Origin of the sequence: Flavobacterium gossypii, assembly GCF_014138495.1 — a bacterium.
Lineage (GTDB): Bacteria > Bacteroidota > Bacteroidia > Flavobacteriales > Flavobacteriaceae > Flavobacterium > Flavobacterium endophyticum.
In genome coordinates, this window is sequence record NZ_JACJIS010000003.1 from 108,471 (window position 1) to 133,474 (window position 25,004).

A 25,004-nucleotide genomic window follows, 5' to 3' on the forward strand; every position below is an offset into this window, starting at 1 on the left:
AGTTGTGTATTAGTTAAAAGAAGCCCTGAATTCTAAAGGCGTTACATTCGTCTTCTTTTTAAAGACTTTGCTGAACGACTGCGGATGCTCGAAACCCAGTTGGTATGCTACTTCTGCTACAGACAGCTGGGAAGTAGAAAGGTATTCCTTCGCCTTTTCGATCAGCTTTTCATGGATGTGCTGCTGCGCATTCTGTCCCGTCAGCGAACGTAGCATATCGCTCAGATATCTTGGCGATACATTCAAGTGCTGCGCCAGATAGTCTACCGTTATCAGTCCGTTTTTCAAAGGCTCTTCCTGCTCAAAATAGGATTCCAGCACTTCTTCCATCTGGGCCAGCAAGTCGTGATTTACCGCCTTGCGCGTAATAAACTGCCTTTTATAAAAACGATTGCCATAATTCAGCAGTACTTCGATATACGAAATCATCAGGTCTTGGCTAAAATCATCTATCGTTCCGTTCAGTTCCTGCTCTATGCTATCTAGCACTCCAAGGATAATTGTCCTTTCCTTATCCGATAAATGCAAGGCTTCATTGGCTTCATACGAGAAAAAACCGTAGGATTTGATGTTCTTTCCTAAAGGATAATTTCTGACAAAATCAGGGTGCATCAATAACGAATATCCCTTATACTCCGTATCATCGCCGATGATTGAGATCAACTGGTTCGGAGCCGTAAAGACCATACCGCCTTCATCAAAATCATAATATCCTTGTCCGTAGCCGATAACTCCTTTCAGCGTTTTCTTATAGGAAATCTTATAGAAGTTAAACAAAAAAGAACTTTTAAGATACGACCTGTCCAATACCATCTTGGTATTGTCAACCAGGCTGACCAGCGGATGCAGTGGTTTCGGCAGTCCAAGCATCTGGTGCAGCTCTGAAATCGAATTTATTTTTACCGGACTGTTAGGCTCTTTTTTCATATAGCTAATTTACTAAATCCCCGAATACCATCGCGTTCATTTCTTTCACCGCTAATTCGGCACCGATTTCTAGCCTTCTTGCATACAATTCGTTGGCAAATTCTCCGGCAACATAACGCAGCTGGTTCTTGCCGTCGGTAGCGGCTTCATACACTACATCAGCAATCCATTCTACGGGTTCAAAATTAGACGGATTCATCAATCCGAACAGTTTCTCCAGACCCGACTCATACGCAGGGTGTCGTGCGACATCCAAGGCATTTCCTGCAAAATTAGTCTTGATTCCTCCAGGAGCAATTGTTTTTATTCCGATGCTATGAAGTCCTAGCTCATACGACATGCCTTCACTCCAACCTTCTAGTGCCCATTTGGTCGCATGATAGATAGAATCTAGAGGAAATGTCAGCAGTCCGCCGATAGAAGTCGTAGTAATAAACAAGCCTTCCTTTTTTTCTCTGAAATACGGAACAAAAGCCTGAGTCACTCGGATAACTCCTAACAAGTTCGTATCAATCTGACGTACTAACTGCTCATCAGACAAAGCTTCCAGTGCTCCGATAAGCCCATAGCCCGCATTGTTAAACACTACATCAATAGCATATTTTTGCGTCGCTATCTTAACGGTTTCTTGGATGTTGGCTACATTCGTAACATCTAAAGGCAAGAGCGTAACATTCTCTAGCAAGCTCAGTTCTTTTTCCTTGTCTGGGTTTCGCATGGTAGCAATAACGTTCCAGCCTTTGCTTTGGAATAATTTGGCAACTCCTTTGCCTAATCCTGATGATGCTCCTGTAATAAAAATTGTCTTTTGCATTTTTTTGTTGTTTAAAAGTTATAGGACAAAGTTCAGCAGAAGCCATCGCACCCATGTTGCCATAATTCCATTTGTAGTAGCCAAAATGACGGATGTCCCTAAGCACTAGCTATAATAAAAATCAAAAAACTTCTATAAAAAAACCCGACACTTTCATGTCGGGCTTTTGTTTTGCGGATAATCTTACTCTTCATAAATGTAAGGTATTTCAAAAACAACCTTGGCCCCTACAACCTTCTCGTCTTGGTCTTTTATAGTATCGGTCTGCACGACAAAATTTTGGTTTTTGGTGTAATTAATCAATCTTTCTTTAGTAATGGTCATTGCTAGCGATTTGTGATTGCTTATTGTTTTTGAGCCGTCAAATCCTTTCCCGTTATCCAAGATTTCAAAAAACAGCTTGGCATCTATTAGGTAAAAACGGATGGCAATGGTACCATTTTGGTCTTTGTCTGCCAAGCCATGTTTTATGGCATTTTCAATAAACGGCTGTGTCAGCATTGGCGGTAAAAACAGCGATTCGGTATCGATTCCTTCTTCGATTGCAATCGTAAAGCCAAACTTGTTGCTGTATAAGAGCTGCTGGATGAGCAAATAATTTTCCATCATTCCCACTTCTTCGGCCAACGAAATATAATTTTCGTTTGAATTCTCCAGAATCTGTCTGGTCAAGACTGAAAATTTATTCAGGTAGTTTATAGCATCTTCGTCTTTTTTATCACGGATCAATGCTTGGATGTTGCTAATCGAATTAAAAATAAAGTGCGGATTCATCTGCGTGATGAGCAGCTTTTGCTTGATCTGGTTTTTCTCCAATCCCGCAATTGCCTGCTTTTGTTTGGTATTTCTGTAATAGAAATAGCCTCCTAACAGCAATGCCAGAAGTGCTCCGGAAAGTCCGATGAGCCAATTGTTTTTGGTTGCGGTTTTCTTTTGCGCAGTCAGCTTATAGTTCAATTCTTTTTTCTCGAAATCGTATTTAAGAAGCTGTTGTTCCAGCTCATTTTTAGAGGCTTGAATCTGACTGGAATCGACTATCTTCTCATGAAATTGGTACATTTCAAGCGCTCTTTCAAAATTTTTAGTCGCTTTGCTGATATCATAAATAAGATGGGCGCCTTGCTCTTGAAGGTCTTTGCTTCCTGTTTTCTTGCTTAGTGCAAAACCTTTCTCTGCAGCAAGACCCGCTTGGGTGAGATTTCCTTTTTTGATATATAAACTAGCAAGTCCGAAATGAGCACTGGCTAAGGCAGCATCATTTGTGGCCTCTGCTAGCTCTTTTATAGACAAGATCTCGTTAAATATTTTTTCTGCTTCGTCAAGCTTATTGAGATGCATTTTGGCATTTCCCAATCGAGATAAAAGAAGGCCCGTAATGGTATGGTTTTTTATTTTTCTGGATATTTGCAATGCCCTGTTGCAATAGTCTATTGCTTCTTCGAACTGATGGAGCGATGAATAGGAATAGGCTATATTACCATAAGCCAAGCATTTAAGATAGCTGGTGTGGTCATTTGGCTCTTGTGCATACGAATCTTCATAATACAGAATGGCTTTTTCATTATAGGCTATTGCCTTTTGATGCTGCTTCTGGCCGATATAAATCTGTCCCAAAGCAGAATAGGCATAGGCCATATCATCTACATAATATTCTTTATCTTTTTCAAAATATTTGATTGCCGAAAATATCAGCGGTATCGCCTTATCGTCTTGGTTCATCCGCACATAAAGTGATGCTTTTACAATCATTTCGCTGTACATCTCATCATACGCTTTTACCGATTTAAGAAGGGCAATGCTTTTGTCGTGATACGCTAATCCTTTTTCGCGTTCTTTTGTAAAAGAGTACTCCGTTCCTACAGTAGAATAGTAGCCGGAGAGCCACATGGTGTATTTTTTCTTCAGTTCGGGAGGATTGTTTTTTTTATAATTCTTTACCGCAATCTTTCCCAGCATGGCATTCAAGACATAATAATTCTTGTCGTGCTCACTATAGTAATCCATGGCATTCGATACTGCTCTTAGTTTGGTCGTATCGTGAAACTTGGGATTGTTTACTAGGGTCTTTATCGAATCGATAATCTTGTCTTGGGAATAGGAAACAGAAAACGCAAATAAGAGTACTAATAATGTAGTTCGTTTGGTTGTTCTATGCATGGAGGAAAATAGATACGGTTACTAAATTGAGCCTCAAATATAAAAAATTAAAAGAATAGCTGTTGGCATGGAATGTTAGGTTTGCGCCAACAATGCACTCCGTCGAAGCTATTTTTTGTCGCGCAGCTTATTGGCCCAGTGCAAACTGGCTGCCCATCGGGCTTTGAAGTTCTTAAAATAGGCAAAAGGATTGCGTATGGGCTGATATTTATAGAACTTAAAAAAGGAAACTATCTTATAACCGTCTAATTGCCAAGATGTTTCATGTAATAGCTTGTAGAGCATGACTGTAGGCGATGGCTTAGGCAATAGCTTATCATCCTTCCAAGCTAATTTCGGTTTTGTTCTAAAGCCACCTATCGGTGCCTTGAGGTGCATTATCTGAGGGTGCGGGAGATATAACACATCATGTCCTCTTTTTCGCAGCTGCATTCCAAAATCAGCATCCTCGCCAAAACCAAATTCAAAACGCATGTCAAATTGAAGACCTTCTAAGGCACTCCTCTTGACGATGCTGCATCCCGAACCAAAAGTCTTCCATTGAAATACCTTGTCAAAAACGGCCTTTTCGCCCGCCTGCAAACATTGTAATGTATACGCGCTATTCCCATAATGCCGTATCTCGACAGCCGCTTGCTCTAAGAAATCATTACTGATGCGAATATCATCATCGGCCAGAAAAATCCATTCACTTTCTACCTGGGCCAAGGCTAAATTTCTAGCATTGCACGCCCCCGCTTGGTGCGTAAATGTATGCAAAACCAAAAAGGGCCAAGACTCAGACTGCAGATACGCTAGTCCACTTTGGCTTTCCGCTTCAGGGTTCTGTTCTACGATAATCACCCGTTGCGGCAGCAGCGTCTGCTCTGACAAATCCCGCAAAAAATCATGTAAGTATTTTTCCCTCCCGATGGTAGGAATCACCACATCAAAAGTCGCTGATTCCATGATTTCTTTTGAAGATTGCACAGGAATCTGATCAAAAATAGTGTTCGGCAATCTTCTTTTCTGATAAAAAAAGCTCTTAAAAAAAGAAAGCAACGGCAGCTTCTTTTCATGCACTACAAAATTAAGCAACAACAAAAAGATCCATCGTAGCCGATAATGCTGCCTTACGAATCGAAACAGAGTCGCCTTGCCTGTCGGTGCTATTTCAAAAGCAGCACTCCCATTCGCGAGCAGCCGAGGTTCAGAATAGCACAATAGCCCTAGAGGCATAGCAAGTTTTGCAAGAGAATGCAAGAAATAATCAAAATTCCGATCAGGCACTATGTGTTTTTCAAGACACAGCAGTACGCTGCTATGCAGCCCTCCAACCATAGAACTCATTCGCCAGCTGGCAAAGGTCGAATTCAGGTCTGGGTTAGCAAAAAGACTTTCGTCCGCATATCCAATACTTTCTGGAAGATACTTTCCAGACGACGGAGCGTACGAAGCCATTATTTTTTTATGATGAAATACTTCCGAAAGATGTTCCTTATTGAGATGCTCTCTTTGCGATTCATGGCACCAAAGCACCAAAGAATCAGGAAACGTAGATGCAATCTCAAAAAGCGCTTTGGGAATAGAAACTGACTTTATAGGCAGTGCCTTAGAATCCGAATCATTCCAAGCCTCTGTCACCCTATTATTTTTATGATAGAGGATGATCATAGCTGCTGCTGATAAAATTCAATATGCTGCAAGACTGTTTTTCGTATGTCGAAGACCTGCTCGGTACGCACTCGGGCATTACGGCCTATTTGTAGCGCAAGCTCTTTATCTGCCAGCAGTGCCGTGATTTTGGAAGCATACAGAACATGATCCTTCGGATGCACGAGAAATCCGCTTTCACTGTCTATGATAAGCTCCTGTGCCCAGCCAATATTGCTATTGACAACCGCTTTCTGCATGGCCATAGATTCAATGGTAACCATGCCTTGTGTTTCTGCAAAAGTCGGAAAGACGCATACATTGGCTTTTTGCATGTAGCCCTTTACTTGAGCATAAGGTACCTTGCCTAGATAGCTGACTTTGTTTTTTAGCGATTCGTCCAACATCGAATATAACAGTTGCCATGTAGAAGGCGATCCTGTCTGGATGTCAAAAGAATCAGCGCCGATCAAGACCAGCCTTATGTTTGGATAGGTTTCGGCTGCTTTCTCTAAAATAGCAGGAAGCTCCAGCACACCCTTTTTACGGATAAGCGTCCCTATGTATACCACCAGTCCCTGTTCAAAATCTTCGGGAGTTTCGTTGGCAAAATCAGAAAGTAAGATTCCGTAATGCAGAACCCGTATCGCTTTGTCCTTGATTCCGAAGAGCTGTTGCGTAAGCGTACCTGCAAATTGTGTAGGAGCAATAAACGCTTTCGCTTTGGCCATTCCAAGCTTTTCAAACCATAAATTCTTTAGTTTTTGTTTCCTATTTTCTAAGTGGCAGAAATAGGTATCGCTTCCATGAAAACGAATAACCAGAGGCACCTTCAAGTTCATAAAAGCAGCAATACCTGTCCAATCGGGAGCTTCGATAAGGTCAATTTTATCAACAGAAACAAATCGGTTCAGATAATCCTGTAGGTATTTACGATAGAAAAACCATCCAAAATAGCGATATTTCTTGTGCCGTATCAAATGTATTTTTATGCCGTCCTCTACAAAAACAGCATCTGTTTTTTGAGAATAGACAAAAACCGAAACAGCAACTCCTTCCTGTACCAATGCCGTAGCCAGGTTCTTGATGCTAGTTCCGATTCCGGCAGCATGCAAGACTTTTTCATGTGGGTATTCGGGTGTAAGAAAGGCGATGTGCATCATTTAAAAAATTTATCTAGCAGAAATTGGGTAAATACTGTGGCTCCTTTTTCGTTCATGTGTCCGCAAGAAGAAAAACAATCTTCGTCCGTCACGACATCCTCAAAATTATGAACTTCTGGATACAATTTCACTACTTCTTCAAAATAAGCGATATTTTTTACGTTCTCGCACATAGGCGTCGTCACGGCAATCAATCGGATCTGGTTTTCGCTGCATATTTTTTTGATTGCCTCATAGGCCCGATTCTTTTTTGGGTAATGCTTCGAAAGGTCATACTTCATGTTGTTTCCTGTATTTTTTAAAGGATAAAATCCATAATGCTGCAAATTTTTAGAAGGTCGTTCGGCAACTGTAAAAAACAATTCCCGCATCCCGATTTTCGCATCGTATTTCAGATAGCGGTAAAAAGGAAGGTAGTACAATTTGTCAAAATCAGCTATATTTTTATAATAGCCGCTGATTAAGTCCGATTGGTTCAGGTAAGGATAAAAATTAGCCCGTGTTCCTTCAGAATAACCGTTGGAATTAATATTGAGGTCTACCTCAACGATAAGGCTCTTTATTTTTGCGCCTTTTGCCAAGAGCAGTTGCAACAGTAATGCGCTTTCTTCCAGCCGCGAGCCGCTCATTCCGAAATTATAAGCCGTAAGTCCTCTGTTGATAAACGATTGCGGTACAAAATGATTATTTGCTCTAGACGAACCCAAGAAAATTACATCATATTCCTGTGCAGTACCAGTATACGCCAAGGCAATCTTATTCCGAGGCTTGCTGTTGGTATAAAATGCAGTAAAAGTATAATCCAGCAAGTAAGCGGCCAGCAAAATGGCGAGCAACAAACCTAAAAGATAATAGACAAATTTTTTCATGAATAGAAAAGCCTGGGTCTCAAATTAATGTGAATTACGTTCCAAATCCTTAATCTTCTGCGCTAATGCAGCGGAAAACAAATGAGCCCCTTTGGTATTCAGGTGAAAGGTGTCATAAAAATAGTCCGAAGACTGCGATAGGGAATCCTCAGACATATCCAAAAAGTAAACTCCCTTTTGCTCGTTAGCAAAATCAGCCAGTGCCTGTTTTAATGGCTGTGTCAGACGTCTGCCAACTGCTAGTCTCTCTTTATATTCTGGTGCCCAAACCAAGATAACTGTAATAGAATCTTTAATCCTTGCCTTCACGAACGATTTCATCTGTGCCAAGTCTTTTTCATAAGACCTTTTAAAAGCAGGATCCGAAAGTCTTTTGAGGTTATGGCCGTCCCTTTTAAAGGCAATGGATTTTGGAGAAAACCCGTCAGTTACAGCATCCTTATTTTTAAACTTCTTTCCCAAAAAAGACCCTAAACCAATCCCAAGAAATCTTTTTTGGGTATTGTATTTCAGCAACGGAATACGATCTACCCACAAATAACGGCTATCAAACAAACCTAATCCTTTTTTAAGACCTTGATCGTCTAGATAAGGCAAGAATTGATGTTCTTCTGGAAGCTGGACAGAAGGAGTAAAATGAGCCAAGTCGACATTTTGCAAGATTATTTTAGGCTTTTTATTGTGTTCTGCATATAGGTTATATTTCAATTCTTGCAGATTATAAGAACCAGCGTTAAAAGAAAGGTTATGCACTTTCTTATTTGAAGCCGCAGAAAGCAAGTCTGGATCATAAGAAACCACGCCTCTCGAAGACCCTAAGATTACCATATCTGCATTAATGGTGCCTTTTAAGATAGCATTCCATTCTGAAAACAGTGTGCTCTTCATTTTCTTTAATCCAGAATCAGCCGCCAACTGTACCGCATAAGAGAGCAGGAAAGAGCCGACAAGAATCTGTACGATATAAAGCAGGAACTGTTTCATCTAAAACTGGAAATAAATAAAGCTTTTATATTCCGAATAGACGCCAAACAGTAGCAGTACTATGATGGCCAAACAGATTTTAGGATAGCTGTATTTTCCTGAAATCGGCTCGATCTTATAACGGTTAAACCATTCAAAACCTACAAATAGCACCAGCATCAAGACCAGTTCAAAGTTATACCGCTCGATGTTGAAATATTGAGGCTTGAATTGCAAGTTAGAAAACATTCTCTTGATATAGCCAAAAGCATCTGTAATCGTTCGGGCCCTGAAAAAGATCCAAGCCAAACAGGTCAGTGCAAAAGTCAGCCCGATTTGCGGAATCAGTTTCATGCCTTGAATAAACGCTACACGCTCAATATTTCCGGTATGCGTCCTGTTCTTGTTGCTCAAGAGTAATGGCAAGAAATATAGGGCATTTAAGAATCCCCAAGCCAGAAAAGTCCAGTTGGCACCATGCCAGAAGCCGCTGACCAGAAAAATGATAAACGTATTTCGAATCTTCATCCACGTGCCTCCTTGGCTTCCTCCTAGCGGAATATAAAGATAATCCCGAAACCACGACGAGAGCGAGATATGCCATCGGCGCCAAAACTCGGCAATATCCCTTGAAAAATAAGGATAATCGAAATTCTTAAGCAGGTTGATGCCGAATAATTTGGACGTACCCAAAGCAATATCCGAATAGCCCGAGAAATCGCCATAAATCTGGAACGCAAAATAAACCGCCCCTAAAACCAAAGACAAGCTATTCATGCTCTCATAATTGTCAAAAACAGCATTGGCATATTGTGCACAACTGTCGGCAATCACTATTTTTTTGACCAGTCCCCATAAGATCTGGTGGATTCCTTCCTTGGCCTGCTGATAGTCAAAATTGCGTTTGACTTTGACCTGTGGCAGCAAATGCGTGGCTCGCTCAATAGGACCTGCAACCAATAGCGGAAAATAACTTACGAAAAGTGCATAATCGATAAAATTACGCTCTGCCTTTATTCGTTCCTTATAAATATCGATGATATAAGAAAGTCCGTGGAAAGTATAAAACGAAATACCTACTGGCAAGACCAGATTGAGCAGAAACGGATTCGCCTGCATGCCAAAGCCCTCAATCAGTTTGGAAAACGATACCGCGAAAAAGTCATAATATTTAAAGACGCCCAGAAACCCTAGGTTGACACCCACGCTGATCCAGAACCAAGTCTTCCTTTCCGTTTTAGAGCGACTGTTTTCTATTTTCAATGCCGTGAAATAGTCCAGCCCGGTCGAAAAGACCAGCAAGAACAAGAACCTCCAGTCCCAGCAAGAATAGAAATAATAGCTGGCAATAATCAGCAACGTATTTTGTGCCTTCTTCGATGAGTTAAAAACAAACCAGTACAGAAAGAAAACTATAGGAAGAAATATCGCAAAGGATAAGGAGTTAAAAAACATAGATTAGTGGATTATGTTGCGAATGGCTTTCCAGATTCTTACGGACGCATCTTGGAACGGCTGCTGGTTGATGACCTCAAACCATTCTTTCGCATGAGAAATGTTAGATTTTGGGTTTTGCAATGTTGTTCGGATTTGGTCCGCGATTGCTTCAGGCGAATGTAGCCAGACTACGGCTTCAGTAGCCGGCATGGAACGGAAATGTACATAATTATAAATTTTCTTGACCGAAGAGCTCGTATTCGCCGTACGGGCTGTATCATAATTGACAAAACTGCACGGCTTGTCATAGCACGCATAATCAAAAACCATAGAGGAACCCAAGTTCACTACCATTTCTGTATGGAAGATCGTATGCTGCTGCAGCAAGATATCTTCTTTTGTTGGTAATATGGTATTCCAGCCTTCGCCTATTTTTTTCCAAAGCGGTGACAAGCTGGTGATAAGATCTTTGTTTTCTTCCAAAACAGCATCATAACGAGCTGAAAAATCTACCGGGCAGCGTCTAAAAATAATGCCTAGATTATATTCTTCAGCATTCAATTGCCGAACAGCTTTGGCTGTATCCGACAAGTATTGTTGATCGTCTGGCGATGTCGTAATATCATCTCCCGAATAGCAGATGTATTTTTTGGCAATATCCAATCCGTTGGTCTTAAAAAACGCTTCTCTTGACTGCAAGCCATTTCGGTCAGCATGAAGTTCAAACTGAGGAGTCCCTGTCACAAAAACCTGCTGTGGTCGGATATAGTCATAATAATACAAAAGTTCTTTTTTCATGTGCTCGCTCCAGACAAAATAATAATCCGTTTCTACCACCATCGTGGCCTTCGGAAGATTATCCCAAGAAAAGATAAACGAAGCCGTTGGTATACCTAGATCTTTCGCTGCCAAAAGTGGAGCAATGGCCAATACCGGACGCTGGTTGGTGCAAAACACCATAGCTGGCTTTTCTTTTTGCAGCGTTTCAAGCGAATGCTGGTAAAACGGAGTGGTCCGTTCCAGTTTTTTTATTTTTTCGCGTACCCTTTCCAGTCCGCTTTTTGAAGTATGTGTTGCTATCAGTAGACGTGTCGCACTACTCTTGATGGCACTTTTTATATTCTTATACGAAAAAGGAAAACGATAATCGTCATATACCCTGTCATTGCTTTTTTGGATATTCAAGCTCAGCTCGATATGCTTCCGCGCATTTTTATAGATGTCGGTCAACGGATGTGTTTTCGCATGTCGTATTTTTACTTCCTGATAGCCTTCGGCAGCCAAATCAAAAGGCGTATTGTTCCAAAAGACAGGCTCAAAACCCTCTTTTAGTCCCAATTCATAAAAATGAGAATAGGCAAAATTGCGCAATCCTATCCCGTCGGGTAACAATATAAAAATCTTATTTTTCATGTTGCATACAATCTTTGACTAGCATTCTTGTGAAAACTTTGGCGCCCTCCTCATTGAGGTGTCCGCAATTATAAAAAAGCGTATCATCGAGCGTTTTAGAATAATCTTTCAGGCTGGGAATCTTGCGCTTAAGCTTATCAATATAATCCGATTGCCGCACAGTAGAACAAAACGGGGCACAAAAATAAACAACTTCGATGTTTTTATCTTTGCAAAGCTGATCGATTTGATTAAAAACCTTGTTTTGGGCAATAATGCTATCCGGCAACCTGAAATTGTTGTTTTTTATGAACTTGACCTGCTTTGGAACAAAGCCGTCTGTAAAATCAGTCTTGCTTTTTTTGCCTATCACCGAAGAAAAGAATTCGCGAAAGCCTATCTTATAATCATTCACCTGATAACGATAAAACGGAATGTAATAGTAAGCCAAGTAATCGGGGTTGCTTTTTTCGAGGTGATTGCGGATTATTTCGTTTTTTCGAATATAGGGAAGCGATTCCGAACTTACGATAGTCGATATAGATTCTGTATTAAAAATATAATCGACCTGCAGGAAAAGTTTTCCTATTTTCAAATTGTTATGAATAAGCAACTGCAGCAAAAGATAATTGTCATCTAATTTGGCACCCTGTATCCCTAAATTCAAGACTTTCTTCGAGGTCAATGTTTTGATAAGTTGAGTATCTATATGGTTTTCAACTCTTGAAGATCCTAAAAAGACATAATCGATTTTCTGGTCCTTTAGGCCCAGCACATATTTTGTTTTGTTTCGCGGAATTGAACGTGTGTATACTTCTGTGTAGGCCCAGTCAAAAAGACAAAGCAACAGCACGGTTGTCAGCAGGATAACACCTATTTTTCTTATAAATTGCTGCATCAGGATGGAAGATAAAAGATATTATCTTCTGCAGATCGTAAAAATGTATTTTTAGGCGAATCCAATATCATCTATAAATCTCTAAATTGTTTCTGATGGTTCAATTGCCAAATATCTTGATTTTTTAGGGAATCAAGGAACAATTCGGCACTATTCCCTGCACCAAAATCTTCTTGCTGCAGCTGTACTTGATGGCTGTCGACAATTTTGAGCGCTTCGCTTATACTTTCAATGCTGTAATCTGTATTTATAATATCAGAATGCACGGCCCTATTCTGCTGACGCGTCCCTATATTGATAATCGGGATACCATAATACGGCGCTTCCCGAATTCCAGCGCTGCTGTTTCCTATGATGAATTGGCTGTTCTTGAGCAGCGTAAGGAAATATTCAAAACGCAAGGACGGAAATATCCTGAACCTTGGATGTCCTTTCAATTTTTCATAAGAATTTAGGATAGCCTTGCTTCCCAAGTCGTTGTTCGGATAGATAACGACATAGTTATGATGGTCGTTGAGCAAAGCCTGGGTAAAGTTATCCGAATACTGAATCATGTGTGTTGCCTCGGTCGTTACGGGATGGAACATCGCAATGGCAAAATCGTCAAACCCGATTCCGTAGTAACTTTTCGCAATCTCCAACTCAGGAAGATTTTCAGAAAACATAATATCTACGTCAGGAGAACCGATGATAAAGACAGAAGAAGCCATCTCCCCCATCTGAATCAGCCTTTTGGCAGCCTGTTCGTTAGACACAAAATGCACGTGGCACAGCTTGCTGACGCTATGGCGAATCAGTTCGTCAACGGTTCCCGAAATTTCTCCTCCTTCGATATGCGCCACCAGAATGTTATTGAGAGAACCTACAATAGCTCCTGCCAAGGTTTCTACTCTGTCACCATGAACAACAATCAGGTCAGGCTGGCATTCTTTTACGTAGGCAGACAATCCTTCGATAGTTTTTGCCAAGGTCAGATCCATCGTCGTCTCGTCTGTATGGTTAGAGAACGTATGAATGTTCTGGAAGTCACAGCGCTCGATTTCAATAAGCGTATACCCGTATTCTTCCTGCAGGTGCATTCCGGTCACGGCAATATAGGGCACAAATCCTGAGTCTTTTTCCAATATTTGGATCAAGGATTTGATTTTCCCGAAATCAGCTCGGGTTCCGGTAAGGAAAAGTATTTTTTTCACGGCTTACTGAATATCGTTCCAAATTAGCTGTTCATCATTTTCTATGGCTCTTGTTGCCTTTTTTCCAAGAATATTATTGAAATGCTCGGCAAGAATCTTTCCGGTTCCAGGGCGCTTTACCCAGATATTTTCTTTTGTAAAAACCTCCCCTTCTGCTATAGGTCGGATAGAACAGACCGTAGCAAAAGCAAAGTCGATAGTAACCTGTTCTTCTTTTGCGGGTTCTTTGCTGCCTCCTCGCATCTGCCAGATCTCATGGCTGCCTGCTATCAGTTCTTGGCAAGCCGTCTCATCCATACTGCAGATGATATCGGGTCCTGTTCGGTTCATATGATCCGTAAAATGCCTTTCTAAGATGGAAGCGCCTACGGCCACGGCACCCAGACAGGCATTGTTGTTCAGCGTATGATCGCTCAGACCGAAAACCTTATTCGGAAATGCCTCATGCAGCTGTGTCATGGCACCATAACGTACCAAATGAATCGGTGTCGGATATAAGTTGGTCGTATGCAGAAGCGCTACGGGAATATTGTGTTTGTCAAAAATAGCAACTGCTTTACTGACACTTTCGATGGTATTCATTCCGGTACTTAAGATGACCGGCTTTCCAAAGCCGGCAATATGTTCGAGCAACGGATAATTATTGCATTCGCCGGAACCAATCTTATAGGCTGGAATATCAAATTGTTTCAAGCGTTCGGCTGCAGCACGAGAAAAAGGTGTCGAGATAAAGATCATGCCTTTGCTTTCGACATATTCTTTGAGTTCCCGCTCATCTGCTTCGTTCAAAGCGCAGCGTTCCATGATTTCATAAATAGAAACCGTGGCATTGCCCGGCACTACTTTTTTGGCGGCTCCGCTCATTTCATCTTCCACGATATGGGTCTGGTGTTTTACTACTTCTGCGCCCGCTCGATGTGCAGCGTCTACCATTTCTTTTGCAACAGCCAGAGATCCTTCATGATTGATGCCTATTTCTGCAATTACTAAGGGCGGATAATCAGGTCCAATTTTTCTTCCTGCAATTTCTATGTATGGATTCATTGTTGTATGTTCAGGGGTTTTTCTATGTTTTATAGGGTATGCTTTTTATGCAGGTAAACTGCATAGTCAAAATCTTCTAAAGTATCAATATCGACACTGCCAAAAGGATGGTCGATTAACATTGGATAGGCTTCTTTACTGATAATCGTATCGTTAAGGATTAGTTCCGATTTGCAGATATACAACAATCCGTTTTCAAAATACAAAGGCTCTAGGTCTTGGCTTCGTTGTCCCGGTTCGTAATTAAAGGGAATGAATTTATCTTCTTTAATTTTGCCTAGTTTTTGGTGGCTTTGGGTTACAGTAAAAAGGTTTTTGTATCTTCCTTTTTCATAAATCTCAAAAGCATTCTGTAGCAAATTTTTAGGCCTAAGCGGATTGGTCGGTTGCAGCAGCACTACCGTTTCAGGTTTCGATTCTAATGATTCCAGTACATGCTTTAAGGCTGTCACTGTCGGTTCTAGATCGCCTGCCAAATGTTGCGGCCTATCAATTACTTGCGCACCATAGGCTATGGCTATTTTTTTAATCTCGGCATCGTCTGTGCTGACATACACAGCATCAATACGGCTGTCCGCTTGGGCATATAAAATACTATGCGCCACGAGCGGGATACCGCCCAACAGCATGCTGTTTTTCCCCGGCAGTCTTTTGGATCCGCCTCTCGCTGGAATTATGGCTATCGTCTTCATCGTTCTAGGCTTTTTTTAGCATCAAAGATTCTTTCTTCCATACCTTGACTCCATGTTTCTTTGGAATAAAGTTCTTTGGGTATAGAAGGATAACTACTGCTTTCTGACAGAAATTCTTCAATTGCCTCTATCCATTCTGAAATAAAATGCGGGTTTTCAATCAGCCTGCCTAATTTTCCATGCTGTAGTACTTCTGGAACACCGCCCAAAGCGGAAGCAATGCAATAGCACCCGCAATGCAAGGCTTCAATCAAGCTCAGGCCAAATCCTTCGTGCCATAGTGTCGGAAACAGATAAGCATCGGTAGCTTGATAATATTCAGGAAGCTCGCTATTAGGCATTTTCCCTAAAAAAACAACGCCTTTTATAGTCTCTTTTCTATTGGTTCCTATGACAAGCAATGTACAGTTGTCATGATTTTCTTGTATGCGATTCCATACATCCAGCATCAGATCCAGTCCTTTTTTTGGTCGGTCCTGCGAGCACCAGATAAAGATTTTTTCAGAGGTAAATCCTAGTTTCTCTCTAAGCGCTTTCTTTTTCTCAGGAGCTATTTTGTAAAATTTGTCGGTATCAATTCCGTTGTGCAATACCGAAAATCGGCACGGCAATATCGTATAATATTCTTTATGTGCTTTGTAGCTGTCGTAGGTCAAGAGTACCATTTCATCAATAAACTCGTAGAAATTTCGGCTGTCTAGATTGCCATAAAAGGGCGCGAAGCCATGATAAAAAAACTGTATGTAGTATCGGTTTTTCAATCCTTTGGAGGTTAGAAATTCCTGTAGCGGTTTGATGATTCCAAAATTATCAACAACCTGAATAATATGCTTTTCTCCAGTTGCCAGAATCTTTTCAAGCGCTTCGAGATAGCCGATATAATTATTTTTATGGTATTTTTTCTTAAGCTTGAGTGTCAGCGTCTGCCCTACGATTTCATAGTGTATGTTTGGGAATCGGGTTTCGGGCTGCTCGCAAATGATATAGTCGATGGAGTGCTTGCCTTCTAGGTAGTTTTGGTACAAAGTAGTCCAGCTTCCAATCTTGGAATACGGTAGCGGGAATTGGGATATCAAAATTACTTTAGCCATAACTATTATTTAAACGGACAGGTTTCCATCAGGCCATCCTGTATTTCTTTAATTTTTTCTGGTGTGGCAGTCGATTGGACGGCATTAAAAAGAGCTTCGATTTGATTATCTTCCAACTTTTCCGACACAAACTTTGGAGCATAATTCTCGATGCCTACAGACTCGAAATAATCTTGATATTTGATTCCGTCTCCAAAAACATTGTCCGAAAACTTGACCCAGACAGCCGGAATATGATAGGCCTGCGAAATAATAATTCCGTGCAAGGAAGAAGAAATTATCCTTCTGCATTGCAAGATCAGGTCGGTCACGCTCTCGACATCATTGGTCATCAGGTCGATTATAAGAACATTGCTTTGTTCTTTATACATTTCTGTTCCCAGCTTATAATCGGCATAATGCGGAATGATTCCCAAATCGTATTTTGCCTGTTTCTTCGGATTATAAAATCGCGGCAACAAAAGCGCCGGATCTCCATATACTTCAGGAACTTCATAACCTTGCGCTATCAGATGTTTTCTGGTCTGCGGTCCACGGACGGCTAAAAATACGGCTTTTTTTATTTTATATTCTTTTGAAATGATGCCGCTTCCCCAGACTACACATTTTCCTTCTACTTGAGCCAAAATACTTCCTGCGGTCAGGTAGACAGTCTTGAATGTATCCAAGAAAGAACGCTTTTTAGGATGGGTCCAAACCGCTTTTTTTCCAGAAATCTTTTCGACAAGATAGCATCCCACGAGATCGCCGTAGTTTTCTTTTGTCTTGCCAGCAAGGTGGATTTCGCTCCACCAAAAAAGCCTGATATTTCCGTTTTGGGACATAAACCGGGTAAGATTAGCTTTAGGTTTTTATTTTAAAAATAATGCTGCTTGGGTTTTCTTTGACCTGATAAATATAGGGGTTTGTATGGTAAAATGAAACGATATGCAGCAGGATTTGGTCATTGATTTCTTTAAGGCTGTAGAACTGCGGTACTTTTTTGCCCAATTGCTTCTTCAGCATGTATTTGGCCGTAGCCTGAACAGGATTTTCCTTAATCTCAATCGCCAAGATTTGGTTTTTAGCATTGGAAAGCTGTTGATAGAGGAAATAGTCTATCAATTTCTTCTCATTATAGAGAGTGGATACTGGAAAAGATTGCAATTCGTTCAGTTCTATGTCGGCCATAACATTTCCCCAACCTTTAGGATTTACTTTGGTGGCATTTGTCTTTAGATTATGCAACAAATGCTGGTGGTTGGTTTCTACAATTCCAGACAATTGCAGTTCTTTGTTCAGGGTCTTGGTTTCTCTCTTTCTATAATTAGGATGCCACTGGTGCAACATTAAGAGCTTTTCATCATAGTATTCAACCTGACATCCGGTATTTTTTAAGCGATTGTGGATGTCGGTATCTTCGGCTCCCCAAAAATGAAAAAACTCATCAAAGCCATTTATTTCTTTTAGATAGGAAACTGGAAAAAGTGTCATTCCTGTAGCTTCTTCGTTGGTCTTGAAATTAATTTGATAAGACTCAAAGGCCTTATCTTTTTTTGTCTCCTGTTCGGAAAGAAATCCTACTTGAAAATAAGTAGCTTTATTCGGGTCGAGATGCTGTTCTAAAACAGCCGTGAATTGTGAGTGGAAGATCATGTCGATATCCGCTACAAAACAATAGCCGGAATCCATGTTTTTTACGGCATAATTTAAGGCTTTGCATTTGTTCCAAGGCTGGTCTTTTACAGGAAGGTAAACATAAGACACAAAATCATATTTCTTGAGCAAGGTTTGCGCTACTTCCGCCAATTTTTCCTCAGAGCCATAGTCTATGAATACTACCTTGAAATTCTGCTTCGATTGCTGCGCCAACGAATCGATAGAACGCTGAATGCGCTTTATTTCACGGTTTCGGTAAGGGTAGACAATGGTTATCATAAATAATGTTCTGCAGCTTCTTTGGAAAGCCCTTTATATCTTAAGCATTGGGTCAGTATTTTTTTTCTCAAAAAGAACTTGGCAAATAACTTATTTTTTATCCAATATCCCAACTGGGTTGAAGGAATCGTATTTAAATTCAATTTGCTTTCTGCTACATACTCATTAGGCTCGATTTCGTCTAATTTCTGCTGCATCCAGTCTTCTTTACTGTTGCCCATGTGATAGGCAAAATTATCCAGCGTAGATAACCTCCATAGTCCTTTTTTAACAACCGGAAGATCCAACAGTTCCTTTTCGCTATCGCCTCCGAGCTTATAGCCTGAATACTTTTTCTCCAGCTTTTCAAATATCGCTCCTCTATAGGTCGTAATAAAATGTCCCGCTCCGACAACAGCCTTAAAATCTTTGCTGGAAACAGTCAGGTATTTATCTAATTGGTACTTATTATAGAATCGTGGATAGCCGATGCTGGCAGCAAATTCTTCTAGTGCTTTGGGATTTTTTACATCCGTAAAGTATAATTTTTTAGAAAAGAACAATTCATACCATATATTGGTTGTATAGGTTTTGAAGGATTTGGCCGATGGTGTCGGACAAACGGCTCCGGCTTTTGGAAACGCATTAAAGACAGCATAGGTTTCCTTCTGCCACTGATTCAAAAACAGCACGTCGGAATCTGCGATGGTAACCAGTTGGAAATTATTCCCTGATAAGCCTTTCAATACAGCATTTAGTTTTCCGATGCTTGGGCAGTGGATGACCTCGTGAATTTTGTGCTCTTCAAACAAGTTGTTCAAATAATCGACAATCTCTTGACAGCTTCCATTATTGACAATCGTGAAATACGTCTTTTTATGGCTGGTCAGCAACAGCGACTCCATACAGTATTTTAATATTGCAAAACTGTCCTTAAAATAATCGTCTTGGTTGGGAATATAAACAGGAATCACGACCTGATGGAAGTACTCTGAGGCCTCCTGCTTTTTATCTTTATGTGGATTAAATCCTATTCGCATACCTGTCGTTTATTATTTGGAATACCTCAAAGCTCTTTTTGCAATTATCGTAATGAAACTGAAATAGCTTCGTATCCATCCTTTTTTTAGATGCAATTTTGTTATCCTCAACAGAAACGAAATTACCTTTTTATTGGTTAAATAGCAATTGTGCGTCTTTTCTATAAGGTAATTAATTTGGGCAGGATTAAAATAGTGTGAATGTTTGTCTAACAAATAGATGTAAAATCTGAAGCTTGCTTCTAGTTTTTGAGCGTTGAAAAAAGAACTTCCTGAAATGCTTTCGGAAGATATTCTCACATAGACCACCGCGTTGTTTAGTGTAAATATATTTTTAAAATCCGAAAATTCCATTACGGCTAATACATCTGAAAACCATGCTAATGGAAAATCTTTGAATCTTATTTTTTGTATTTTTTCCTTTCTAAAAACATATTCGCTCAATGAGCTTCTAGTTTTTCTAAAGAACGAATCAATTGAATTCTCGATTTTTGGATGTTGATAAACAGTAGAAATGAGACTTCCTTCTTCATTTATTTTATAGGTCGCATACCTGACAACTGCTATTTCTTCTGCTTGGATTTCTTGGAAATGATTATAAAATTCTTCGACAGCATTTTCACCCAGCACATCATCATCTCCCAAAATCATTATCCATTCTTGATTTTCTGCTAATGCGATACACCTTTCCCACTGCTTGACTAACGATTGGCTTCCTAAATTAGCATCAAATCTTTGATAGGAATAGTCAATTTTGTCTTTATATTTTTCTAACAAATCACTTGGGTCTTCGTTGCTTGCATCATCGCCAATATACACCTTAAAATCTTTATTGCTTTGTTGGGCCAAAGATTCTAGGGTTGCTTCAAAGAAGCGAATTTTATAATATGGAATAACAATTGCAAGCATGAACAGTAGCGCTGTTAAACAGCGGATATTATTGGGTTCCTAATAATTTTGCCAGAGATTCTGTCATTCTTTTTTCATCAGAACGGAGCTTGCTTCTTCCGTGCAGTCCGTCAATATAAATGTTAGGCAGATGATGGATCAGGTTATCTTCAAAATCAGAGACGCAGATCATTTTTTTCATGCCTCCAAATTGGAAAACATCGGTATTGACTTTGCATTTGCTGCTGTATTTGTTGGTTCTTTCGATTTTTAATCCTAGCGTCTTTTTAATTTTTCGGGCTATCTTAGAATACAAAGTATTTTCTACTACCAATTCTTTAAAATCCAGCTGCTTTCCGATTCTCGCTAGCTGTTCCTTAGTCAATATGAAAGTGGCTTGGTGAAGGTTTGAAAAATGGGCAAACTTTTTCCCGTTATAAATTTCAACAGAATTAAAATCCCATTCAAAATCTAAATGATAGGCCGGATAATATTTTCCTGTTTCGTTTTCTTCAAATTGTATCAGTCCCGTAATCCTGTTTTTAGGCAGTATTTTGGAATAGCTCAAATGGTTGTCGATATGCTTTTCGGTAAACAAATGGTCGTTTTCTCCATATAAAAACACATCAAAATTATCCTTGTTTTCCCAAATAGTCGTTCGGCAAGTCAAGGGCAATAACTGATAATCGTCTAATATAAAAACATTTACTATGTCAATTCCGTCGATATTCAGGTCGATATTCGAATTTACGATTATCGTGACGTCATATTTTTTAAAGCTCTTCAATTCGGCCACAACTCTTTCCAGAAAACGAAGCTGTTCGTTTCCGTAATTAACTAATACAGCTAAGATTTTAGTTAAATCTTGATTCATTTGGTGGAGTTATTTACTATTAGAGAGAATTAGTTAAGAAAAGGATAAGGATTGTTTTTTATTTCATTCTTAATTTTTGCAACCTGTTTTTTACTACTGTAGAGTTTTTTCAGATATCGTATCGAATCTAAAAAATCGGATTTATTCCAATTAACCAGCGCTTTAATTGCTTTCTTGAAGGTCAGTCGTATCATTTTGTTCACAGACAAATTATTGCTAGGATTCATGAGCTTTAAATCCTGAAGATTTGCCAAATTTCTAGGATTAGAATTTCTGACTTGCTGTTCTCTGTCGTGATAGGCGAAAGCATCGGGTACAACGCCAACTTTTAAGCTTTTAAACTTGCATCTATTGACATAATCGTTGTCTTCTGCATAATGAAAAAAATAGGGATTGAAACCTCCTACTTCATGCAACGTTTTTTTGGAAAGCAGCCAAATGGCGGCATTGACAAATCTGACGTCATAGATCGGCTTCATTTTTTTATTCAGATAAATATCAGAATACAGGTTCTTACAATTGCTTGGATTGATATAGGTTTGGAAATACAAATCAATCTGATTTCCTTGTCCATCCAAATGAATCGGGCTCAAGATTCCATAGCCTTTATGAGTTTCCATTTGAAGCATCAATTTCTGCAACGTGTCTTCTTTCAGATAAGCATCTTGATTTAGCAGTAAAAAATAGTTTCCTCCTTTTTCCAAAGCTATTTTCAGTCCGATATTGTTTGCTTTCCCAAAGCCTAAATTTTCTTTATTTTCTACGAGAATGGCTTGGGGATATTTATTTTTAATGGTTTTTACAGTAGCATCTGACGAATTGTTATCGACAATTACTAACGTAGTTTTATAAGAGGAATTTAGAACAGAATTTACACATTTTTCAATCCAACGCATGGCATTATAGGTCACAATTATGACATATATTTTATGATCCATGGACGCAGATTCCGACATATACTCTTCTTTTATTTTAATTTTCTTTTCAAAAACTTAAACGGACTTAATATAAAATGTCCTGCTTTATAGGTAGCGCTATTTTGGATTTCATTCACCAATTCTTTCTTGCTGATGCTTCCTCCGTCAAAAACTGAAATGTTTTGTCTTTTAAAATCGCCGTCACAAGCTATGATTATTAAAAAGAGTGCATTCCATTTTTTTTCTCTAATTGCAGCATAATCTCCTGAAAAGAATTTCAATTCTTTGAGATACTGCTCGTCCAGCACCATGGAATTGCCATTATTATAAATTTGCGACAGCAATTGAGTTTGGCTGAAATATCGAGATGCTAAGTCTGAAAATTCCTCTTTGTACAATTCTTTCACATGGAATTCGTTTTCCAGTTTCCTCATGTCAGAATAATACAATTTATCTGGAGTAGAAATAATCAATAGGCCGTTTGGTTTCAACACTCTTTTTATTTCCGTCATCATTTCATCATGTTCATCATGATGTTCGATCGTTTCATAACTTACGACAATATCAACAGAATTGTCTTCTAAAGGTATTTTGCTCGTACTGCCGACTAAAAACTCAATGTTTTGTTTTTTGTATTTCAGCTTTGCCTGTGAAATGCATTCGTTGTCAATATCAACTCCATAAACAAAAGAAGCTTTTTCGCTCATCAAATGGCTACCATAACCTTCGCCACAAGCTATATCGAGGACTATCTTATCACTGCAATATTCTGTTGCAATAGAATACCTGTGCAGATGTTCGATTGCTATCCTGTTATATACGAAAGTTTCCAGCCTTTCTCCTGTCCAGTTTTTCATTATGCTTTTATTCCCAGTTTAATAACGGCCTGACTACTCCAGGTATTTTTCCTGAATAATCACCCCGTGCGGATGTATCATTTTTAATTTCTATCACGTTGAAGCCTACAATATCCATTTCATGAAATTCTACAAAAAAGGGCTTGTAGCGCATGATGGCAAAACTGCAGGTGTAGCTCCCTTCGGCTAAAAGAAATTTAGGAATGGTGATGGTCTTTTTGTGCACTCCTAAAGAAAGAGGTTCTTCTAAAGTTGAAGAGTCTTTGTCATGTGAACTCAAAATATGCAGTCCTTGATTGTTGAACAAATTAAAACCATGCGTAAACCGCTGCCCTTCTTTTAAAATTTCATAGGTGAATTCTACTTTTATATCCTGCGACATCAGATGGTTTAGCGCTACTTTGTCAGTAGAGTCTAAAACTTTAACTTCCTTCAGCTTGATAAAATCGGAACTCGGAGCTTCTTCAACACTCCAATCTCTATACGGCTGCTGTTCGGCATTTTTTAAATATCGGTCAATACAGTCTTCCACCGCGCCTTCAAAACTAACTTGTCCTTTTTCGAGCAGAATTCCTCTAGTACACAAACCCTTGACCGCTGCCATGTTATGGCTCACGAACAAAACCGTTCTCCCTTCGCCTTTTGAAATGTCTTGCATCTTTCCAATAGCTTTTTTCTGAAATTCGGCATCACCAACAGCTAGTACTTCATCGACAACTAAAATTTCAGGTTCTAAAAAGGCAGCGACGGCAAATGCTAAACGAACCGTCATTCCAGAACTGTATCTTTTTACAGGCGTATCAATATAACGCTGGCAGCCGCTGAACTCAATGATTTCATCAATTTTAGATTTGATTTCTTTTTTGGTCATTCCGAGAATGGCCCCGTTCAGGTAAATATTTTCCCGCCCGGTCATTTCGCTATGAAAACCCGTTCCTACTTCCAACAGAGAAGCAATGCGCCCTTTTGTTTTTATGACTCCGGTTGTCGGTGCCGTAACTCTTGAAAGTATTTTGAGCAGTGTTGATTTGCCAGCTCCATTTTTGCCAATTATGCCTAAAACTTCGCCTTTGTGGACTTCAAAATTAATATCATGCAAAGCCCAGACATAATCTGATGTGGCTTTTGAGGAACGATCATTGACATCGCCTACTTTAAGGTAAGGATCTTCTTTGCCGCGGATGTTTGCCCACCAGCGGTTAAGATCATGGCTGAGTGTTCCTGTTCCCACTTTACCTAAGCGGTATTGTTTTGAGATTCCTTCAGCTTTCAGTATTATTTCATTGCTCATTTTTGTGGTAGAAACTTAAAATGTTGCGATTGTAATGTGGCCTGCCAAATATAACAATTATAATGCAATAAGAAATTTAATTTAAACGATTCCGTCTTGTCAAAATACCTCTAAAGACTGCACCGTTTCATATATTCTGTTATAAAAAATAAGGATTATTAAATTTATGCCATAAATTTGCAACTGAATCTTAAATCCATACAACTTTGTTCTTCTTTACTAAAAACAAGCCGATTCTTAAAGACCTTATTGAGAGCTATGTTGATATCCATTCCCACCTGTTACCGGGAATTGATGATGGCTCTAAAAACTTCGAAACCACACTTTTTCTGGTCCAATCTTTACAGAAAACAGGTTTTGAGCAGTTCATCACGACTCCTCATGTCATCAAAAATATCTGGGACAATTCAAGGTCTGGAATTGAAACGCTTCTTGCTTCAACAACTGAAAAGCTTGCACAAGAAAATATAAATCCATTGTTTAATGCCGCCGCAGAATACATGATGGATGATTCTTTCTCAAAGCTAATCGAATCTGAGAAATTACTTACGCTAAAAGACAATTATATTCTTGTGGAAATGTCTTATATCAATCCACCCATGCAATTGTATGAGATCATCTTCAACATACGTGTGGCGGGATATCAGCCTGTATTGGCGCATCCAGAACGGTATATTTTTTATCACAATAATTTTGACGAGTATAAAAAATTAAAGAAGGCCGGTTGTTTGTTTCAGTTAAACCTTCTTTCGACCGTAGGATATTATGGATCAGGCGTTGCCAAGGTTGCGCAAAAGCTTCTAGAAAAAGGAATGATTGATTTTACGGGTTCTGACCTGCATCACGAAAATCACTTGAGAAGTTTTGACAAAAAATTATTATTCTCAGATACAACCGCATTGAAAGAAGCAATAAAAGGTAATAACTTTTTTAAACGATAATAAAAAAAGCCCTTTAAAAAGGGCTTTT

Annotated in this window: 23 protein-coding genes; 1 reads left to right on the top strand and 22 read right to left on the bottom strand. The window is 39.5% G+C overall.

Annotated elements, in window-relative coordinates:
• Positions 1–9: 9 nt before the first annotated feature.
• The 22 genes from GGR22_RS13540 to GGR22_RS13645 all read right to left on the bottom strand — a co-directional run bounded on the left by GGR22_RS13540 (position 10) and on the right by GGR22_RS13645 (position 24,035).
• Positions 10–927: a helix-turn-helix domain-containing protein gene (locus GGR22_RS13540; protein WP_182494104.1), complete on the bottom strand. Its 918-nt coding sequence runs from the start codon at positions 925–927 to the stop codon at positions 10–12.
• A gap of 4 nt (positions 928–931) precedes the next feature.
• The gene (locus GGR22_RS13545) at positions 932–1,741 is read right to left on the bottom strand and encodes an SDR family oxidoreductase (RefSeq protein ID WP_182494105.1); all 810 of its coding nucleotides are present in this window, start codon (positions 1,739–1,741) and stop codon (positions 932–934) included.
• Between the two features lie 183 nt (positions 1,742–1,924).
• Positions 1,925–3,898, bottom strand: coding sequence for a tetratricopeptide repeat-containing sensor histidine kinase (locus GGR22_RS13550; RefSeq protein WP_182494106.1), 1,974 nt, complete (start codon positions 3,896–3,898; stop codon positions 1,925–1,927).
• 108 nt (positions 3,899–4,006) lie between these two features.
• Entirely contained in the window at positions 4,007–5,551 is a 1,545-nt protein-coding gene (locus tag GGR22_RS13555; RefSeq protein ID WP_182494107.1) for a glycosyltransferase family 2 protein, read from the bottom strand.
• Positions 5,548–6,693 carry a glycosyltransferase family 4 protein gene (locus GGR22_RS13560; protein WP_317169793.1) on the bottom strand — a complete coding sequence of 382 codons (1,146 nt, stop codon included), beginning with the start codon at positions 6,691–6,693 and terminating at the stop codon, positions 5,548–5,550. The genes GGR22_RS13555 and GGR22_RS13560 overlap by 4 nt, the downstream gene beginning before the upstream one ends.
• The gene (locus GGR22_RS13565; protein WP_182494108.1) at positions 6,690–7,562 is read right to left on the bottom strand and encodes a hypothetical protein; all 873 of its coding nucleotides are present in this window, start codon (positions 7,560–7,562) and stop codon (positions 6,690–6,692) included. Before GGR22_RS13565 ends, GGR22_RS13560 begins: the two co-directional genes overlap by 4 nt.
• Before the next feature lie 24 nt (positions 7,563–7,586).
• Complete coding sequence (locus GGR22_RS13570) at positions 7,587–8,546, bottom strand: hypothetical protein (protein WP_182494109.1); 960 nt, start codon at positions 8,544–8,546, stop codon at positions 7,587–7,589.
• The gene (locus GGR22_RS13575; protein WP_182494110.1) at positions 8,547–9,980 is read right to left on the bottom strand and encodes an MBOAT family O-acyltransferase; all 1,434 of its coding nucleotides are present in this window, start codon (positions 9,978–9,980) and stop codon (positions 8,547–8,549) included.
• Between the two features lie 3 nt (positions 9,981–9,983).
• Positions 9,984–11,375, bottom strand: a complete 1,392-nt coding sequence (locus GGR22_RS13580) for a glycosyltransferase family protein (protein WP_182494111.1) — start codon at positions 11,373–11,375, stop codon at positions 9,984–9,986.
• Positions 11,365–12,252 (bottom strand): hypothetical protein, encoded by an 888-nt coding sequence (locus GGR22_RS13585; RefSeq protein ID WP_182494112.1) that lies wholly within the window; start codon positions 12,250–12,252, stop codon positions 11,365–11,367. Before GGR22_RS13585 ends, GGR22_RS13580 begins: the two co-directional genes overlap by 11 nt.
• A 71-nt stretch (positions 12,253–12,323) precedes the next feature.
• Entirely contained in the window at positions 12,324–13,445 is a 1,122-nt protein-coding gene (gene neuC / locus GGR22_RS13590; RefSeq protein WP_182494113.1) for a UDP-N-acetylglucosamine 2-epimerase, read from the bottom strand.
• A gap of 3 nt (positions 13,446–13,448) precedes the next feature.
• Positions 13,449–14,489, bottom strand: coding sequence for an N-acetylneuraminate synthase (gene neuB, locus GGR22_RS13595; RefSeq protein ID WP_182494114.1), 1,041 nt, complete (start codon positions 14,487–14,489; stop codon positions 13,449–13,451).
• A 29-nt stretch (positions 14,490–14,518) separates the two neighbouring features.
• Positions 14,519–15,181 (bottom strand): acylneuraminate cytidylyltransferase family protein, encoded by a 663-nt coding sequence (locus tag GGR22_RS13600; RefSeq protein WP_182494115.1) that lies wholly within the window; start codon positions 15,179–15,181, stop codon positions 14,519–14,521.
• Positions 15,178–16,272 (bottom strand): glycosyltransferase family 4 protein, encoded by a 1,095-nt coding sequence (locus GGR22_RS13605; protein WP_182494116.1) that lies wholly within the window; start codon positions 16,270–16,272, stop codon positions 15,178–15,180. The genes GGR22_RS13600 and GGR22_RS13605 overlap by 4 nt, the downstream gene beginning before the upstream one ends.
• Positions 16,273–16,277: 5 nt before the next feature.
• Positions 16,278–17,096 (bottom strand): polysaccharide pyruvyl transferase family protein, encoded by an 819-nt coding sequence (locus GGR22_RS13610; protein ID WP_182494117.1) that lies wholly within the window; start codon positions 17,094–17,096, stop codon positions 16,278–16,280.
• Positions 17,097–17,115: 19 nt separating this feature from the next.
• Entirely contained in the window at positions 17,116–18,189 is a 1,074-nt protein-coding gene (locus tag GGR22_RS13615) for a glycosyltransferase family 2 protein (RefSeq protein ID WP_182494118.1), read from the bottom strand.
• Entirely contained in the window at positions 18,186–19,208 is a 1,023-nt protein-coding gene (locus tag GGR22_RS13620; protein WP_182494119.1) for a glycosyltransferase family A protein, read from the bottom strand. Before GGR22_RS13620 ends, GGR22_RS13615 begins: the two co-directional genes overlap by 4 nt.
• 12 nt (positions 19,209–19,220) lie before the next feature.
• On the bottom strand, positions 19,221–20,117 hold the full coding sequence (locus GGR22_RS13625; RefSeq protein WP_182494120.1) for a glycosyltransferase family 2 protein: 897 nt from the start codon (positions 20,115–20,117) through the stop codon (positions 19,221–19,223).
• A gap of 28 nt (positions 20,118–20,145) precedes the next feature.
• On the bottom strand, positions 20,146–20,970 hold the full coding sequence (locus GGR22_RS13630) for a hypothetical protein (RefSeq protein WP_182494121.1): 825 nt from the start codon (positions 20,968–20,970) through the stop codon (positions 20,146–20,148).
• A gap of 29 nt (positions 20,971–20,999) precedes the next feature.
• Positions 21,000–21,926 carry a glycosyltransferase family 2 protein gene (locus GGR22_RS13635; protein ID WP_182494122.1) on the bottom strand — a complete coding sequence of 309 codons (927 nt, stop codon included), beginning with the start codon at positions 21,924–21,926 and terminating at the stop codon, positions 21,000–21,002.
• Between the two features lie 11 nt (positions 21,927–21,937).
• On the bottom strand, positions 21,938–22,744 hold the full coding sequence (locus GGR22_RS13640; RefSeq protein ID WP_182494123.1) for a class I SAM-dependent methyltransferase: 807 nt from the start codon (positions 22,742–22,744) through the stop codon (positions 21,938–21,940).
• 7 nt (positions 22,745–22,751) lie between these two features.
• Positions 22,752–24,035: an ABC transporter ATP-binding protein gene (locus tag GGR22_RS13645; protein WP_182494124.1), complete on the bottom strand. Its 1,284-nt coding sequence runs from the start codon at positions 24,033–24,035 to the stop codon at positions 22,752–22,754.
• Between the two features lie 206 nt (positions 24,036–24,241).
• Between GGR22_RS13645 and GGR22_RS13650 the strand changes: the two genes are divergently transcribed.
• A complete protein-coding gene (locus GGR22_RS13650; RefSeq protein ID WP_182494125.1) occupies positions 24,242–24,976 on the top strand; it encodes a tyrosine-protein phosphatase in 735 nt (244 codons plus the stop codon).
• Positions 24,977–25,004 lie beyond the last annotated feature (28 nt).